The sequence below is a fragment of the Nocardia sp. NBC_01377 genome, assembly GCF_045040005.1.
Lineage (GTDB): Bacteria > Actinomycetota > Actinomycetes > Mycobacteriales > Mycobacteriaceae > Nocardia > Nocardia noduli.
Map to the genome: position 1 here is coordinate 1620326 of NZ_CP109566.1, position 17049 is coordinate 1637374.

Genomic DNA, 17049 nt, shown 5'->3' on the forward strand with positions numbered 1-17049 from the left:
AACGCGCGAGGTGCGTGTAAACCACCCACATCATCGCAGGTCAACAGGGGCAAATTCGGGGTAGGGTTGACGCGCGTCGCCTCCCGAAAGGGAACAGAAACAATAGTCGAGAGTGTGGTCGTCATATAATCACCTCCGTTGACGCGCGTCGCCTCCCGAAAGGGAACAGAAACTAGACGGTGCTTGCCATCAGTGGTTCTCCTTGTTGACGCGCGTCGCCTCCCGAAAGGGAACAGAAACGCTGTAGCCGTGCAAGGTATGCTCCTTCGTTGACGCTCGTCGCCTCCTGAAAGGGAACGGAAACGACGGTTGTTACGCGAGTTACTCGTTTGTTTGACGCGGATGCCGATGATGTGCACCTCGGAGTTTGGTTCGGGCCCCTGTCCCTGATTGTTGGAGGTGACAGGTAATCGAACTTCGAGGTGGGTGAAATGGGTAACGCGCTGTTGGCTGCCGTCACTGCTGATGCGAATGTGCTCGCTGCGTGGGAGGTGTCGCGGAATCGGCTTCCTGACGAACCGGTTCCGCGGGAGGAGGTGGCGGCGTTCACCGCGAATCTGCTGGAGAATCTGCGTGGTATCTCGACTGTGCTGCGTGACCGCTCGTGGGTTCCTGGGCCGTTGCGTGTGGCGACCATTCCGAAAAGTGATGGCAGTGAACGGGTGCTGCATATCCCGCCGTTGGTCGATCGGGTCGCTGAGCGTGCGATTTCTGCGGTTCTGACTCATCGGATCGATCCGTATCTACAGCCGGACAGTTACGGATTTCGTCCGGGTCTCGGTGTGGATGATGCGGTGGGAGCGCTTCGGGATCGGGTCGCCGACGGTGACCGGTGGGTGATCCGCACGGACTTCGCCGACTGCTTCTCCACGATTCCGGTGGCGGAATGTCTGGCCGAGTTGGCTCGCGTCGTCGGCGAGGACGACGTATTGGAGTTGGTGTGCCGCGCTGCGCGACGTCGGGTCGGGCCGGTACCGGGGAGGGGCGTGGCTCAGGGTTCGCCGCTGTCGCCGTTGCTGGTGAACCTGTATCTCGACCAGTTCGACCGCGCTGGCTGGGACGCGGGTATCAGCATCATCCGCTACGTCGATGATCTCGCCGTAGCTACGGGTTCGCGCACCGAGGCGCGACGTCAGTTGAGTGTTCTGCGCAGCGCGGCACAGCGTTTCGGGCTGAAGTTGTCCGCGGACAAGACCCACATCGTCGATGCTCGGGAAGGTGTCGAATATTTGGGGCGTGTAGTGCGCGCGAGCGCTCGCACTGTGGCCCCGTTGGCTGATCCGGGACGAGCGACGTTGCATGTGACCCGACGCGGCGCCGCTTTGCGGGCGTCGGGCAACAAATTCGTGATCACCGGCGGCGGGGTCAACTTCAAGCATCCGGCAGCGCGGACCAGGATGATCGTCTGCGGTGATCGTGTACTGCTCACCTCCGCAGCGCTGGGATTGGCCGCACGTTCGGGTGTCGGCGTCGTAATTGTCGACCCGTACCACGAACATTCGATATTCCTGTCCACCGATACCGGCCGCCACGATGTACAGCGTGCGCAGTACGCCGCCGAAACCGACCCGGCCCGCCGACACGAGCTGGCAGCGGCGATCGTGCGGGGCAAAATCGCGAACTCCCGTGTTCTGCTCACACGCACCAAGGCACGGCGTGAGCGGATCGACCCCGACGCGGCCGCCCGCTTGCATCGGCTGCGCGCACACAGCGCCGCCGCGACCACCATCGCCGGACTGCTCGGCATCGAGGGCGCCGCCTCACGTGTCTACTTCCACGCCTTGGGGCAACTACTCGGCCCGGAATGGAAGTTCACCGGCCGCAGACGTCGCCCGCCGCGAGACCCCGTCAACGCCATGCTTTCCTACGGTTACACCGTCCTGGCCGCGGAAGCCCGCCGCGCGGTGGAACTGGCTGGGCTCGACCCGACCCGCGGATTCCTACACACCGCTCACCGTCGCCGCCCCAGCCTCGCTCTGGACCTGATGGAAGAGTTCCGGGCACTGCTCGTCGATACCGCGGTGCTGCGCCTGATCGCGCTCGGCGCTGTCACTCCCACAGGATTCACCCTCACCGGAGCTGGCTGCCGAATGGATCAACCCACCAAACGAGCGCTTATCGAAGAACTCGAACGTCGCATGCTCACCCGCGTCGTTCACCCCGTTCGCAAACAGCCCATGCACTATCGGCAATGCCTTGAGGAACAAGCCCAACTGCTCGCCCGGGCCTTGGTGACTCCGGGTCTGGACTACAACCCGATGCCCTGGCGGTGAACCAATGGCGCGCGCACTGGTCTGCTACGACATCAGCGACAACAACCGCCGCACCGCGCTGTCGGCACTGCTCACCGAATTCGGGCCCCGAGTGCAACTGAGCGTTTTCGAGGTCGAGTTCACCACCGCCACCCAGCGCCGAACTCTCATCGACGCCATCCGCGGCATCATCGATACCGACACCGATCAAGTCCGAATCTACGAACTCCCGCTGCTCGCCACCTCGCGAACCGTCATCGGAAATCGGGTACTCGAAGAGCGGCGCGCCTTCTACGTCATCTAAACCCTACGGTTCGCGCGGGCGATGACCGCAGACCGGGACGCGGTGGGTCGATCGCGATCGCCAGTACCTCGATTGCGTTCCTTCGAGCGGTGGAGATTCCGACCTGCACATTCGGAGGTCGCTGCGCCACGTGCGGCCCATCGACCCCGCCCGCTGGGTCTATATCCCAGCGACAGCAGTTCAATCGCATGTACGCGTTACCTACAGGCCGGCCACCGGAACTCTCGATGTTCGCGACACACCCGAGGGTCACGCCATTTCGAGAGGTGCGTGCAAGCATCTTTGCAGGTCAGGAAGCTGGAGTCGATAGTTCGATCGCGTGGGGCACCAGAAGCGTGGGGGTGCGTGCAAACGAGCTGTGTCACCGCAGGTCAGGAGGCATGAATTCGGGGTAGGGTTGCACCGCAGGGCTTCCCGGCAGGGAACAGAAACGTCTTTCGACATAATGTCTGTCCTTTGGTAAGGTTGCACCGCAGGGCTTCCCGGCAGGGAACAGAAACCGAATGCACCACAAATACGTCGTGAAATCATCTGGGTTGCACCGCAGGGCTTCCCGGCAGGGAACAGAAACCGTATTCGCGAGAAGTCATTGCTTTGCCTTTCGTATGGTTGCACCGCAGGGCTTCCCGGCAGGGAACAGAAACCAGTGCGAACAGAATCAGCAGGTACAAAGTCTTCGTTGCACCGTAGGGCTTCTCGCCAGGAAACAGAACGTTGGCGTACATGACCGTGTCACCTGCGGCTTGTTGCATCGCAGCGTTTCCGGCGGGTGAATTCGTAGTCTCGATAGGTTGAGTGCGGAGTGTGCCGATATCTGATGGCCGCACGGCTGGCCGGTGCGATGCGCCACAGAGATTTCAGGGGGTGGCCGTCTCGACGTCTTGGGGGGTTGCAGCGGAAATTTGCGGATTCGCGGTCATTCAGTCGGGTCGCCGTCGGACCTTCGGGGGAGGGTTCGAGTTGGTATACCGCAGAATTTTGTGCCGGTCGGGGCTGTGCCCGGGTCGGGTTCATCGGTGAGGTTCGGCGGGGGCGAGTTTCGGGGACCCGGCAGTTGCTGCGGTCATTTCTTCGGCGAAGCGGTGCCGCGCTGACCCGTCGCAGCGGGTAGTGTTGTCGGCGAACCATTTTCCTCGCGGGGAACAGAAACACATATGTTGGAATAGGCGGTATGAGGTGCGACCGGCGTACGCGGTTCGTCCCTGATGTTCGAGGTGTCGCTTCCCTCGAAAGGTTCCGCTCATGCCCGTATTTCGTTCCATCGGTGTCAGTCCGTCGGCCGTGGCCGAGCCCTACGATGTGATTCGGCCGATGATCGGTAGTCATCCGCGCTGGTGGCGGCGTTGTTCGGCGGGGTGGGCGGGTCGTCGTGACGGGCGGCGCGGGGTCGATCCGGATCCCGATACCGGTGTCACGCCGTATCTGCACATGCTGTGGGCTGCGTGCGCGACGATGGTGGAGTCCGAGCGGTTACGCACCGCTGCGGCCTGTGCGCCGTTGGACGCCGAACGTGCCCGGTTGGTGCAGATACGTGAGCGTGCGTTGTGCGCGCTGACCGACGAGGACCCTGACAGTGCCCGTCGCTCACCCGTGGATCGGGTTGCCGAGGTGCGTGCCGCCCGCGCCCGCGCCGCGCTTGGTGCACGGTGGCAACACAGCGTCGACTCGGCGACCGAGCAGATCGCGGTGCTCGACGAACGCCGCGCGGACCGGGTCGTGGTGGGTGAGTTACGGATCCGGTGCTGTGTCGAGAACATCGAACAGCTCGTCGCGTACTACTGGCGGGCGTTGCAACGCGCCCACCCCGAATTGCCGCAGCTACGCGCCGGATACGGGGTGCCCCCGGTGGTGGTGGCGCCGCATCCGATGCCCCGCTAGGTGTTTGTCCCTGACCGAGAGGGTGTGGGCATCTTCGCCCACACCAGTTGCGGGAGGTTCGACGATGAGATGGATTCCGAGGCGCGCACGCCACAGCCGGGCAGTGCGGTTCGACGCCGCGAGCAGTCCGGCGCTGCCGTGTACGCCGGTACCCGGTTACGCAGAACTCGAGGCCGACGCGCTGGCGCGTGCGTCGGCGCTGACCGAGGCGGGGGCGAGCGACGAATTCTGCGGGTACGTGCTCGACGAGTTCTATCATCGTTGGCACGCTGAAGCCGTGGTCGCGTCCGAGGCGGCCGCCGACGATCAGCGCCGCGTCGACCGCGCGCTGATCGACGCGGCCGCCGAACGGCTCAGCCGGACCGGGACCCGCGCGCAGGTCGGTGCCGATCGTGCCGCCCGGTTACGGGCACAGGCGGATTCACTGTGGGCCGACTACTTTCCCGGCGCCGACCGGGAGGGGGATTCGTCGTCGGGGTGCGCGAGGTCGAACACTTCGAGCATCGGGCGTTTGTAACGATGCTGGGCCACCGACATGGGGGCGGTGTGCTCGGGGGCGGGCCGGTTACGCCACCGAGCCGCGGTCAGGCTCGCCGCGACGTGCGCAGGCCAGGCGCGGCCGGTCTCCTCGACGAGGACCCACGCGCCGGCATCGGAAGGGGCGGCGCGCGGGTCAGTGTCGGTGTCGGGTTCGTCGGCGGCCCTCCAACCGAGCGCGGTGTAGAGGGATTCTATGGCCGCGCTGGTGTCGATCTCGGAGAGCCCGTCGGTGGTGAGGTCGGTGTAGCGGTCGGCGCACAGCGCATGGGCGCGGACGGTGATCCGCGCCGACCCGAGTCCGAGGGGTTGACCGCCGCCGAGTTTCATCGCGAACGCGGGCTGGTCGTAACTGTCTGTCTCGGTGGGGAATTGCAGCGCGAACAGCACGGCGCCGAGTTCGGCGTCGGTGAGGTTGGTGAATCCGATCCGGGCCAGGAATGTGGTGCCGATGGGCAGGGGTGCGATGTCGCTGCCCACCGCGGCGAGGGTGGCCTCGACGTCACCGCCCTCGCCGAGGAATTCGGCCAGCATCGCGCGTTGGGCTCGGTCGGCCGCTTCCCATCCCTGGGCGCCGTCGCCGGACCAGTGGCCGCGATGCCAGTACACTTCGCGGCCGCGGTATCGCGGTGCGCGGTTGCTGTAGGTGATCGCCGGTTCGGCACTGGCGCCGCCGCGTTTTCGTGTGTCGCCGCCGTGCGGGCGTAGCCGGGTGTGGGCGGCTTGCGGGTTGGGGGCAAGCAGCGCGATCCGGCGACTGGGCAGGGGTGTGACCGTGCCCAGGGCGGTGGCGTGGCCGATGCTCAGGCGGGCGGCGATCTGCCTGCTGCCCGCGACCGCGCCCAGCAACGCCACCACCGCGTCGTTGTCCCCGACGTCGTCGGTGAGCGTGGTGGTCCAGGATCGGTCGACACCCTGGGCCGGTGGTGTGCGACCGTGTGCGCGGGCGACGGTGTCGGCGACGGTATGTCTGGCACGCACCGCGAAGCCACCGCTGCCACCCAGGCCCACTACCCGACCGGAGCTGACGTCGAAGAACACCGGCCAACCCTGCGGGCGGTCGGCGGGGCCGGGTGTCTGTTCCCAATAGTGGCCGCGCAGTATTCGCTCGAGGGTGTCGAGCGCTTCTCGCGTCACCGGTATCGGGGTCTGCTCGCCCACGTGTGTTCCGGTGGGGTCGATCGACAGCATCGCACCCGTAGGTGCGAGCAGGTAACAGTTTCCGGCGTTGTCGTGCAGGGTGCCTGTGCTGTCGTGGCGGCCTTCGCCGCGGCTGCGTCCGTCGGCGTCGAGGTTGGCGAGGTTGGTCGGAAACAACATCATCGGCCGCGCGTGCGGTTGCGGCGTCTGCTGCCAGTCGTTGTCGAGATAGTGCAGGAACTGTGCGGGTGCGCCGTCGGCGGCACGGGGGGCGGCGAGAGGGAATCGGTCGGGTGCGGTGGGATCGCTGCTCTCGCACCGTCGGCGGGCGTTGTCGCGGGCTGCGGTTTCGGTGGCGCCGATCGCCGCGGCCAGTGCGCGCGGCACACCTCCCACGGTCGCGTACACCCACACCACCCACACCGTCGTGCCATACAGAGCCCGCAGGACGGTGCGGGCGTCGAAGGCTTCGTTGCCGGTCGGGGTGTGTCGGGCGCGTGCGGGCTCGATCAGGTCGTGGCGCACCATGTCCCAGCGGACGCCGGGCACCTTGCGCAATCGGCGCGTGCCACCGTCGGGTGTCGGGACGGGAAAGAGGAACTGGGGGCTTTCGGTGACGGTGGCGGCACCGGTGACGGCGTCACGGCACAGCAATCCGACGCGTTGCTCTCCCGGTTTCGCGTTGCTGCGACGGTTTTGGTAGGTATGGGCGCGTACCTGTTTGACCGGCGGGTCCTGAGGGGAAGTGACGGGGTCGCGTTCGAGAACCGGAAGGGGGTCCTCGGCGGGCAGTCCGAGGCCGCCGCCGAGGAGTTCGCCCAGCCGCGCGCGGAGCATGCCGCGCAGCGAATAGCTCGGGATTCCGAAGCGGGGTCCGTCGGGTCCGGGCCAACTCCAGGGTCGTTCGTCGCTGGTCGGGCCGAGGTGGATGGGTGAGAGGGCGGTGATCCGCAGATCGAGGTAGCCGCTGCGGGTTGCGGGCAGTACCCGGTCGAACGAGGCCGTCGGGTCGGCATCGATGTCGGTGTCCAGGTCCGACCACATCGTGGTGGCGGTGACGGGGTCGGCGAAGGGAATGAACGTGTACGGCGCGGTAGTGGCGGCAGGGCCTTGCCGGGCTTGCGCAGGCCGCGCCCGCTCGCCCTGCTGCGCGGCGGCGGTGGGCCGGGCCGGGCCGGGTATCGAGGCCGGTGTCGGGCGGGTGCGCCGCATGTTCCCCGGGTTCGGCTTCGGAGTCGAGGCACTCTCGGCGGCCGGGGCGGGGGTGGGTGGTGTTCCGCGACGAGGCAGGTGCGCACCGGGTTTCGGTGCGGTCGAGGCGGCGTCGGAGTCAGCGGGCATCGGCGTTGTCCACCGGGCGTGGGGCTTTCGAGCTGTATCCGGTCCACGTCACCGCCGCGACCCGCACCGCACCGGTCTCGGGGTCGGCGGCGAAGTACTCGCGGGTCTGGGCGTAGCCGTGACGGCCCGGTGCGAATCGGTACGGCAGCACCGCGAACTGACCGGAACCGTGCTCGACGCGAGTGAATCCCCGCTCGTGGGTGACGGCTTTTCCGGTGCTGACCAGGTAGGAGCGTTGCCTGCTGCGCAGCCAGGCGTGCTCGGTGGGTTGTGGTGTGGGGGTGCGCCAGCTGCCGTGCCAGTCCTGCCCGAGCCGGGTGATCAATAGCTCGGTGTCGCGACCGTAGATCCGGACCTGTTCCAGGCCGTGTTCGGGCCCCGACGCCGGACGCCCTGCACCGTGATAGGCATGGGATCCCCACTGCCAGCGTGCGCCGTCGAGGTAGGCGATGTCGTAGCCGTGCTGGTAGGCGGCGAACAGATACCGTGCACCGGTCCCCGTCACCGGGACGACGGGGTCGGTGCCGGTGACCGCGGCCAGTACCGCGCTCACTTCGCCGGGGTCGGCCGCGCGGATGGCCAGTCCGTTGGGGTGACCGTGTTCCTCGCTCATGGCGAAACCTCCCGAATTCTGTTCACCAGCGCCGCGACATCGTTTCGTAGGCCCTCGTCGCCGGCCAGGGCCGCCCACCCGTGATGTTCCCGCGGTGCTGTGTCGCCGTCGGCGGGGGTGTGGATCCAGTGCAGGGTGGCCGCGTCGACGCGGCGCCGGTGCGGTCCGGTCATCGGTAGCAGGCCGTCACGGAAATCCTTGGTGATCAACACCATCAGGCCGCGGTCGACCGCGGTGAGCGCACGCACGGTGATCCGGACCCGCCGTTGCCCGCCACACGCCATCGACACACTACCCAGGCGCCCGGAGATCGGGGCGCGGAGCAGCGGATTGATCGCGGTCCGTGGCAGGCTCACCGGCGTCGCGCCCTCGAACACGGCCTCGTCCACCGCGATCCGCGCCGCGGCGGGAGCGCGACGCGGGCGGGCTGTGCCGGTATCGGTGTCGGTCGTGGGGGGAGGGTCGGCGGGGTGGGGTCCGAACAGATCGAGCACCAGGGCGCGGGCCCGTTCGCGCGCGGCCCGCACATCCCAGACCGCGGGCCCGCTACCGGCGCCGGTGGCGATGTATTCCACCGCGCGGTAGGCCGCCGCGCGCAAGCTCGCCTTGAGCGCGGGGCCCGAATCCCACAGTGCCGTCGACGAGGTGTCGGCCAGCGCGGTGGTGGCCGCGAGTATGTGGTCGTCGAGGGTTTCGTCGATGTGGATCGTCGCGGTGAGGGTGAGGTGGTCGGGCAGGTCCACCGACGGCGCGGTCAACGGGGCCCGCAGCGCCGCGTTCGGGGCGCCGGCGGCTCGGGGGTGCAGCGCGGCGAGCAGGCTGTCGTGGACCGGCCCAGAGGTGAGTTCGGCTTTGCGGGGGTAGGGAATCCGGTACCAGGCGAACCGATCCTGTTCCCGTGCGGTGAGCGCGAACCATCGGGCAGCCCACCCGCCGGCCCGTATTCCACCCCATCCGGCGTTCGTGCGCCGACCGACCCGGACCAGGCCCTGTTCCAGGACGGTACCGGCCAGCAGTGTCAATTCCTGGAGGTGGCGGGCCCGCTCGGGATCGTCGCCGGGCAGCCACAATTCCCACAGCAGCGACAGTTCGGTGCCCGCCGGCAGTGCTTCGTCGGTGAACACCGCACCGGGGTGCACCGTGCGTCGGGCCGGGTCGACGGTGTTGCCGGTACGGATCTCGGTAGCCGTCGCGACGGCGGCCAGCGCGTCGTGCGGGCGCAGCGCGGCCTGTCGGGTCGTGGTCCCGAACAGGGTTTCGGCGGCGCCCTCACCGGCGAGTTCGGTGACCCGGTGGCGCAGGACCCCGGCCAACGTGGGTGCGGCGATCATCGGCGCACCGGTGCCGGGATCACGCCGTACCAGGGTGTCGACGAGCAGATCATCGGCGGCCGTCGCGGCGGTCGCGGTCGCCGAGGACAGTGACAGGGTCGCGGTGATCACCAGCAGATCACAGGCCGGTGGTCGTCCGCCCGCCCCGGCCAGACGCTGCACGGCCCTGTTGTCAGAGTCCTCGGTCACCGCTGTTCCTCCCGGGTCGCGCTGCGCAGGGTCACGATCAGCGCGCGTGCCAGCTCCCACACCGCCGCGTCGCGGGCGAGCGCGTCGGCTTCCTCACCCGGCCCGATCATGATCCGCGCGAATTCGTGCTCGAGGTCCCAGGATTCACCGATCTCCGGTGGCAGCGCCGCCCACGCGACGGTCGGGGAACTCGCGGCGGCGATGAGCCAGGCACGCAGATCGAGGTCCCCGATCCGGCACCGTGACAGCGACTCCACCCAGGGCGGCGGGTCCGTCTCGCCGGGGGCCGTGGTGAGGTCGGTGAGCAGGGCGGTGCGGTCACGCACTCCCGAACGGAGCCGCCTCAGCGCCGACACCCCGATCTCGGCGGCCGCGGGCATGGCGGTGACCAGTGTGAGCGCGCTCTCGCGTGCCCACCGGGCGGCGACCTCGCCCGACAGCTGCCCCTGCAACAAGGCCAGCTGGGTGGCCGCGACCCCGGTCGGTGGTCGCGGGGTCACCGCGGCACCGAACGGCAACCGCAATACCGGTGGCGTGGGCTGGTCCAGACACGTCAACGGGCCACCGATGTCGGTGCCGGTCATAGGCGGCACCATCGCGAGGATGCCCAACCCCTCGACGGTGCGCGCACCCACCCGATGGGCCAACAGCCGACGCCAACTCGACGCCGACACCTCACCGGTGGTGCGTAGCGTGATCACACTGCCCGCGCCCGCCGCCCATTCGGCCGGACGCATCCGCCCGTACCCGCGATGCGCGCCACCCACGCGCACCGTGTCCAGCGACGCCGACACCGCGGTGGCGGGCAACCCGAGACGAGTGAGCAGCACATCGACACGACCGGTCACCGCGCCCGGATCTATCTCGCCGGTATCGGGTGCGGTGACCAGCGCCGGTGACCGCAGCACGAGGGTGACCCGCGCCCCCGACGGGCTATCGGTGACCGGCCACGGATCGGCCAGCTCGGTCAGCGCACCGACCGACACGCGCGCGTCACCGCCGTAGGAGCCCTGCGCGCCCGAACCGAAAGACACAGCAACACCGGTGTTCTCGGTGTCGAGGAGGTCGCGGATGCGTTCACGTAACGCGTCACGCTGGACCGGGGTGCCGCGCAACCGCAGCCTGGCCTCGAACACCTGCTGGGGGTCCAGGGTGGTGAAGGCGATCGGTCCCATACCCTCCCGCGTACCGCCCTCGCGGGGGCGCGCCAGACGCACATCGGTGGCGGTGGCCACGGCCGCGACCCACCACGCGCCCGCCCGGTGCCCGACCAGTCCCCGCACAGCGTCACTGTCCGGGTCACTCGGTGACACCGTGCGGGCGTCGAGGACCTCGTCGGTGTCGTCGCTGCGCAGCATCACCACCGGTGCGGGGAACGCGCAGAACCACTGCCCGGCCGTGGGGTCGGTCAGTACCGGGAACGCGGGCGCGGCCGCGACATCGCCCGACACGATCAACTGCGCCAACGCGTCGCGGTCGCTACCGCAGGCCTGGGCCAGCACACCCCGTATCACGCTGGGGTTGATCACCGTGGCCGTCGTCGGCGCCAACACCGGCCCGTCGGTCGGCACCAACAGACGTTCACCGAGCACGAAACGCAGCGGCAGGAAACCGAATTCGTTCACCGGTCGATCTCCTCGAACGCGCACGCCACCGTCGCGGCCTCGTCACCGTCGATCCGGCAACTCACCCGACCGTAATTGTCGGACTCCCCGTCCCCGATCTGGGTCAACGCCAGCACAGCACGCGCCAACACCCGCAGATGCCGGGGCTGCGGGTCACCGCGCCACCGCAACTCGGCCTGCAACACCACCCCGGGCCGGATACCGCGCAAGTGCCGCAGCGAACCGTCCACCGGCGCACCGTCGGCCCCGATCGCGGTCTGCCCGACCCGCACAGTCAAAGCGTCCCCGATCCTGGTCGCCAACAACGCACGCCCACGCGCCCGATACCGCCGCTCACGCTCGGCCAGAGCCGACGCGACCCCGGCGCGGGCCTGCCGCGGCCAGGTCGCGGCCCCCACCTCCAGAAGGCGACGCTCGGTGCCCGCGGAAAACGCTCCACCGAACACCTCGAGCGCGGCATCGACGGAGCCCGGCCCTTCCGTCACCAGCAGCGCGGCATCACGCAGCCGCGCCGACATCCGATTCTTCGGCACATACGGCACACCATCACCGTCGCGCACCGTGTCCACATCGACCGCCCGCGCGTCGACCGGTTCGATCCCCACCACACACACCGTGTGCACCGTGACCTCCAACAGCACCGGTGGCCGGGTGAGCCACGACTTCACCATCGCCTCCGCCTCCGTCGCCTCCGTCGCCTCTGCCACCGTTGTCATGGGGTCACAGCCTCGTCCCGGACGCGCACCCCGGCCTGGATCAACATCAGATGATCATCGAGAAGGTCGACCGCATCCAGGATCACACCCGAATCCCGCGAGACAAGATCCGCCGCCGACGATCCGGCCACCGCACGCGCCCGATTCAGGCTACGCAGCGCCCGATCGACCGCGCCGGGGCGGGGATCGACCGCGGCATCACCCAACCGCTCACGGCACCAACCATGATGGTCGTCGAAGACCGGCCCACGCAGGCTGGTCTCGCCGGTGCCCAGCCACGAGCGCGTGAACTCGGCGAAACTCCCCGACGTTCTCTGACTGGTGAACAGGTAGGGCCGTGCGGTGGTGCTGTGGTCGCGTCGCGCCACCACGGTCTGCGCGTCCACCCCGCCCCGATACCAGTCCACGCCGTGGTGAGCCACACCCTCGTCCTCACTCACCCGCCGTGCCGCGGCTTTCGCGTTCTCGCACAACACCGCCGCCGACTCGTGCGCGCGGATCAGCGGATACCCCACCGCGACAACAGCGATACCGATCCCGACTGTCAGACGCGCGCCGAACAAACCGGCCAACACCGCCCGCGGATCATCGGCGGCCACCTCCGGGGCGTCGAGCCAGTCGGTGATCGCGCACGCCAACGACCACACGATCCGCGACTCACACACCAACACCAGATCATCGCCCGCCAGCACCCACGGCCGCAACGGCAACAGCCACGGCCCGTCCGCGGACTCGCGATGCAGCGGAAAACTCAACGAAGCCGGAAAACCCGACACCACAGGCGAACCGGAAGAGTCGGCGACCAACGCCCCGACCACCGTCGCCACCAGATGCTGTCCCAGCGCCGCCCCGAGTTCGGTCAACGCCGCACTCGCGGCCGCCACCCGTGACCCGTCGGGATCGTGTCCGGCCAACACCCGCAGACGCGCCCCGACACCGTTGAGGTCGGCCACCAACACCGCCACCCGACTCGTCTCACCGACACTGCGCCCCAACTGATCCGTGCGAACCGGAAGTTCCAGATCACCGGCGAACACCGAATCCGACCCCGTCAGCAACTCCGCCTGCTGACGGCCATGCCAGACCGCCCCCCACTTCTCCGCGCGTGGCACATCCCCCGCCCACGGCACATCGTTCTGGTCGACGCCTTCGGCGGCGCGGCCCGTCACCGCGCACATCAACGCCCCCCACGGCGCCGCCCCCGCCAACGACGGCAACTGCCGGTGCCGCGCTGCCCGCACCGCATGCCCGGCTCCACGCACCGACTCGACCACCGCGGCCTCATCGGCACATGAATCCACCACGACCACCGCCCGTAACCCGTCACAGGTATCGGCCACCTCGCGGGTGAACCAGCCGACGAAATCCGCGGCCCGCCCCTCCCGCACGACCACCGAAAGCCGTCCCGCCGCCGCGTAAACCGTCTCCACTCGACCCTGCGGCCACCGCGCCGCCACCCCCGCGACGCCTGCGGTGGTGAACTCGTTGATCATGCTCGACCGGCCGATCGTGTCCTTCAACGTGCGCGACCCGAAAACGAACCGCTGGATACCCACCAGCTCGATATGCACCACCGCGACCACCCGCAACCCCTTTCCGGAAAACCCGAACCGACTGTAGCCGCCGACAACGGAAAAAGACGCCCTCACAACCGAAGTCGACTGTTCAACCGACACCGGCCAACAGGCCACGCAGCCCGGGCCGCCCCGATCGCCGCGCAGACCGAACATCGACGTCAGGACACCGGTTCCCGCGAAGGCCGACCGGATGAACGCAAACCCATCAACCGTCCTCTGTCGAGCGGGGTCCAATCAGCGAGGCCCTCAACCGAACACTCGAAATAGGACAATAGCTCGAATATCTGAAAGTAAACGCAATGCCCGCCCTGCAACAACGCTGCCGTGCAGCAAGAAACGCTCGATCATGCGATTCCAGAATCAGATCAAGACTTCCCGAAACTCGATCGAACAGCATCTTCACCTTGCGTTTTCAATCCCCGTCTGGAGTAGCGCCATTCGGCAATGCTCCATCGATCCGAACGCCCATAAACCCAAAAAGGCGTGCTCTATCACCTGCGAGGAAGTTCTTGCATGAAACGGGCCCGTACGTGAGTCAAGGGCACGATGTTTTTCTCTCCTCCGGCGGCGCTGTACTGCAACTCCCGAGACAAACTGGAGCGAGTTACGGATAAGCGTTTCTGTTCCCCGGGGGGAAGCGCTGTTCTGCAACGGAAGGACGCAAATGTCGAGTCAAGATGACGCAAACCGTTTCTGTTCCCCGGGGGGAAGCGCTGTTCTGCAACCCAACACAGGAGGCAGTATGGCCGCGCAAGTGGCGTTTCTGTTCCCTGGGGGGAAGCGCTGTTCTGCAACAAAAATCCAGTGGGAGTACGCAAGATCGAATCGGGTTTCTGTTCCCCGGGGGGAAGCGCTGTTCTGCAACAAATTCATTGCGACACTGGCAGCCGCCGCGTGGTTTCTGTTCCCCGGGGGGAAGCGCTGTTCTGCAACAGCTCTCGGATTTTACCCCCTCTGACCTGCATGTTTCCAGTCGGTTTTCGCGCACCCCCCGGTTTGGGACGGTTCTGCGTGACCCACATGTAGCCGCATGGCTCTGACCTGCGGAAACGCCTGCACGCACCTCTGCTTGTTTGTGCAGGTCAGCGGTTGGCGGCGTGGTCGGGGTGGATTTCGGGGTCGAAGGTGTGATGCACAGTGTCGGCATCGGTCAGATCACGTAGAGGCGCGGCGTTCTTCCGGGACGCGATCTCCGACGATGGTGCGGGATGAGGCGTGCATCGGCATATCGTAGCCCCTGGCACGGGCGGCCCTATCGACCCGGCAATCCGGATGGCAACCTTCGTAAGGACCGCCGCCGCCCTCACCACCTGATCCCACCGACCGCACCTTCGAGGCGACCATCCGTGGTGACCCGCAACGATATCGACGGCGAGACCGTCGTCACCGACGACCTCTGGCTCGTCGACGGCCCGCACACCCGAGAGGGCTTCTTCCAGGCCATCCGCGCGCTCCAGCACCTGATCCGCTACGCCAATCACGCGACCCTCGACGCCGCGGCCCAGGTGTTGCCGAACCCCGAGGACGAGGCGATCGCCGTGCGCGGCTTCGGCGAGGCACTCGCCGGGTTGCCGCAACTGTGCGAACAACTCGCCGTCCGCGCGGAGCGCTTCGCCGCTACTCCGGGGCTGAGCGCCGACAGCACCGCCGAACATCCACCCGAGGTCCAAGCCGCTCTCGCCGCGGAAGTCCTGCGGGAACTGGCGAGCGCGACCGAGCGCCTGCACCGCCTCGCCACCCAGGCGGCACGACCACTGAACACCCTGCACCCCGTCACCACCGACTAGCACCGCACCCACGACCGTCCGGATGCTCGTGCCGATCGGAATGCGAGGTCGTTCGACGATGGTGACGAATACGCCGACAGCACAGACGAATTCATCGAAGGGAACCGTGATGGCCGCGTTGCCGACCCAACCGGAAATGCTTCGCCGCGCCTCGGCCGAACTCGACCACGCCCGCAACGCACTGTCCGACGGCGCCGCCTGGCTGCGCTCGGACTGGACCCCGGTCGGCACCGTGCTGCCCACCGGGGTCGGCGACGCATGCGTGACCGCCCGCGACGAGATCGCCGCGGCCAAGAACGCGCTCGACCGAGCCAAGGACGCACTGGACCGGGCCCTGGACCACTACCAACCCGACATCGACGCCGAACCCGTGGACGCCACCCGATGAACCGCCACACCGCAATCCGCGCCACCGACCACCAGCCGCCCGACGGCGGCGCACCCACCCCGGACCGCAGATCGATCACGGCTCGCGATCGCCGCGCGACTCCCCCCGGCATCGAACTCCGATGACCGGCCAATCACCGGCCGAACCCACCGAAACGATCGTCACAGTGACGAAAATCGGGCAGGGTCAAGGTCCCGCCGATTACGCGCCGACATTGCGTCTGGTGGCCGAATCAGACGCCGCCGATCCGGCGATCGCCGCCGCCGACGCCGCGCTCGAGCGGTACTTCGCGGCCGCCGACGCCGACAACACCGTGCGCACCTACGACTCGGTCTGCCGCGACTACATCGCCTGGTGCGAACAGGCCGGACTGGCGGCCTTGCCCGCAACGCCCCGCACGGTCGCGCGGTATCTGTCCCAGGCCGCCGACGACACCGAACGGAACTTGTCCGCCAACACGATTCGAGTGTGGCGGGCCGCGATCAGCAAGGCCCACAGAACAGCCGGGCTGCCCGACCCCACGACCGACCCGATCGTGACTCGCGTCGTGAAAGGCATCGGCATCGACCGCGCCGAGGCCGGACGCACCCTTCGTCAGGCCCCGCCCGCGACATTGCCCATCATCCAGACCGTGGTCACCGCCATCCACGCAGACGGCGCACGGCACGACAGCACCTGGTGCGAACGCGTCGCCGCCCGACGCGACATCGCCCTGATCGTGCTGCTCTACGCCGCCGCACTGCGCGGCGACGAGGCCGTCGATTTCACGATCGGTGACCTGAGAATCGTCGAGGGCCCCGACGGCGACGACGACGAACAACTGCGCATCCGTTTGCGAGGCAGCAAAACCAGCCGCGGCGAGATCACCGAGAAATTCCTCAGACGCGGCACCACCGATGCACTGTGGTGCCCGTGGTGTGCGCTGCTGCGGTGGCTCGACGTCCTCATCGTCCACGACGACGCCACCCGCGAAGCCAGAAAGTATCTGCGGCACAAAGGAATCGACGACGAGAAAGCTGTCGAGGACACCGCGGTCGTCGCTGTCGGGAAATTCGTGATGACCGACCACACCGACCCGCACGAACACCGCTGCGACGATATCGACGCATGGCCGACGCGCCACCTCCGAGCACCGCTGTTCCGTCCGCTGTACCAGGGCGGACACCCACGCCCGGACAATCTGACGGTGCGGTCCCTACGCCGGATCCTGACCGCCCGCGGCGCCGCCGCCGGAGTCGGATTGCTGAGCGGCACAGTCCCCGCGCCGGCGTTGCCACTCACATGTTCGACCAAGGCGCCCCCGTCGAACTGGTGATGGCTCTGACCGGGCACAAACGGATGGAGACCGCGCTGGCCTACGATCGCCGCCGC

At 67.8% G+C, this 17049-nt stretch carries 13 protein-coding genes; 7 read left to right on the forward strand and 6 right to left on the reverse strand.

Features of this window, described 5'->3' with window-relative positions; genetic code table 11:
* Positions 1–431: 431 nt before the first annotated feature.
* The 4 genes from cas1 to OG225_RS07170 all read left to right on the forward strand — a co-directional run bounded on the left by cas1 (position 432) and on the right by OG225_RS07170 (position 4951).
* Positions 432–2273 (forward strand): CRISPR-associated endonuclease Cas1, encoded by a 1842-nt coding sequence (gene cas1, locus OG225_RS07155; RefSeq protein WP_405180944.1) that lies wholly within the window; start codon positions 432–434, stop codon positions 2271–2273.
* A 4-nt stretch (positions 2274–2277) separates the two neighbouring features.
* Positions 2278–2556 (forward strand): CRISPR-associated endonuclease Cas2, encoded by a 279-nt coding sequence (gene cas2, locus OG225_RS07160; RefSeq protein ID WP_405180945.1) that lies wholly within the window; start codon positions 2278–2280, stop codon positions 2554–2556.
* Positions 2557–3798: 1242 nt separating this feature from the next.
* On the forward strand, positions 3799–4434 hold the full coding sequence (locus tag OG225_RS07165; RefSeq protein ID WP_405180946.1) for a hypothetical protein: 636 nt from the start codon (positions 3799–3801) through the stop codon (positions 4432–4434).
* A 64-nt stretch (positions 4435–4498) separates the two neighbouring features.
* A complete protein-coding gene (locus tag OG225_RS07170; protein ID WP_405180947.1) occupies positions 4499–4951 on the forward strand; it encodes a hypothetical protein in 453 nt (150 codons plus the stop codon).
* On the opposite strand, the gene OG225_RS07175 is transcribed toward OG225_RS07170, so the two are convergent.
* The 6 genes from OG225_RS07175 to OG225_RS07200 are packed head-to-tail and all read right to left on the reverse strand — an operon-like array spanning position 4870 to position 13509.
* Positions 4870–7452: a hypothetical protein gene (locus OG225_RS07175; RefSeq protein WP_405180948.1), complete on the reverse strand. Its 2583-nt coding sequence runs from the start codon at positions 7450–7452 to the stop codon at positions 4870–4872. The genes OG225_RS07170 and OG225_RS07175 overlap by 82 nt on opposite strands.
* Positions 7442–8065, reverse strand: a complete 624-nt coding sequence (gene csx19 / locus OG225_RS07180; RefSeq protein WP_405180949.1) for a CRISPR-associated protein Csx19 — start codon at positions 8063–8065, stop codon at positions 7442–7444. Before csx19 ends, OG225_RS07175 begins: the two co-directional genes overlap by 11 nt.
* Positions 8062–9585 (reverse strand): RAMP superfamily CRISPR-associated protein, encoded by a 1524-nt coding sequence (locus OG225_RS07185; protein WP_405180950.1) that lies wholly within the window; start codon positions 9583–9585, stop codon positions 8062–8064. Before OG225_RS07185 ends, csx19 begins: the two co-directional genes overlap by 4 nt.
* On the reverse strand, positions 9582–11210 hold the full coding sequence (locus OG225_RS07190) for a hypothetical protein (protein ID WP_405180951.1): 1629 nt from the start codon (positions 11208–11210) through the stop codon (positions 9582–9584). Before OG225_RS07190 ends, OG225_RS07185 begins: the two co-directional genes overlap by 4 nt.
* A complete protein-coding gene (locus tag OG225_RS07195; protein WP_405180952.1) occupies positions 11207–11926 on the reverse strand; it encodes a hypothetical protein in 720 nt (239 codons plus the stop codon). The genes OG225_RS07190 and OG225_RS07195 overlap by 4 nt, the downstream gene beginning before the upstream one ends.
* Complete coding sequence (locus OG225_RS07200) at positions 11923–13509, reverse strand: hypothetical protein (RefSeq protein ID WP_405180953.1); 1587 nt, start codon at positions 13507–13509, stop codon at positions 11923–11925. Before OG225_RS07200 ends, OG225_RS07195 begins: the two co-directional genes overlap by 4 nt.
* Positions 13510–14849: 1340 nt before the next feature.
* Between OG225_RS07200 and OG225_RS07205 the strand changes: the two genes are divergently transcribed.
* The 3 genes from OG225_RS07205 to OG225_RS07215 all read left to right on the forward strand — a co-directional run bounded on the left by OG225_RS07205 (position 14850) and on the right by OG225_RS07215 (position 16993).
* Positions 14850–15290, forward strand: coding sequence for a hypothetical protein (locus OG225_RS07205; RefSeq protein ID WP_405180954.1), 441 nt, complete (start codon positions 14850–14852; stop codon positions 15288–15290).
* A gap of 109 nt (positions 15291–15399) precedes the next feature.
* Positions 15400–15678: a hypothetical protein gene (locus tag OG225_RS07210; RefSeq protein ID WP_405180955.1), complete on the forward strand. Its 279-nt coding sequence runs from the start codon at positions 15400–15402 to the stop codon at positions 15676–15678.
* Positions 15679–15844: 166 nt separating this feature from the next.
* On the forward strand, positions 15845–16993 hold the full coding sequence (locus OG225_RS07215; protein ID WP_405180956.1) for a hypothetical protein: 1149 nt from the start codon (positions 15845–15847) through the stop codon (positions 16991–16993).
* Positions 16994–17049: the final 56 nt, after the last annotated feature.

Excerpts from the sequence above, each read along its gene's own strand:
- OG225_RS07165 (WP_405180946.1), top strand. The coding sequence starts at position 3,799 with ATGCCCGTATTTCGTTCCATCGGTGTCAGTCCGTCGGCCGTGGCCGAG.
- OG225_RS07210 (WP_405180955.1), top strand. The coding sequence starts at position 15,400 with ATGGCCGCGTTGCCGACCCAACCGGAAATGCTTCGCCGCGCCTCGGCC.
- cas1 (WP_405180944.1), top strand. The coding sequence starts at position 432 with ATGGGTAACGCGCTGTTGGCTGCCGTCACTGCTGATGCGAATGTGCTC.
- OG225_RS07175 (WP_405180948.1), bottom strand. The coding sequence starts at position 7,452 with ATGCCCGCTGACTCCGACGCCGCCTCGACCGCACCGAAACCCGGTGCG.
- OG225_RS07195 (WP_405180952.1), bottom strand. The coding sequence starts at position 11,926 with ATGACAACGGTGGCAGAGGCGACGGAGGCGACGGAGGCGGAGGCGATG.
- csx19 (WP_405180949.1), bottom strand. The coding sequence starts at position 8,065 with ATGAGCGAGGAACACGGTCACCCCAACGGACTGGCCATCCGCGCGGCC.
- OG225_RS07170 (WP_405180947.1), top strand. The coding sequence starts at position 4,499 with ATGAGATGGATTCCGAGGCGCGCACGCCACAGCCGGGCAGTGCGGTTC.
- cas2 (WP_405180945.1), top strand. The coding sequence starts at position 2,278 with ATGGCGCGCGCACTGGTCTGCTACGACATCAGCGACAACAACCGCCGC.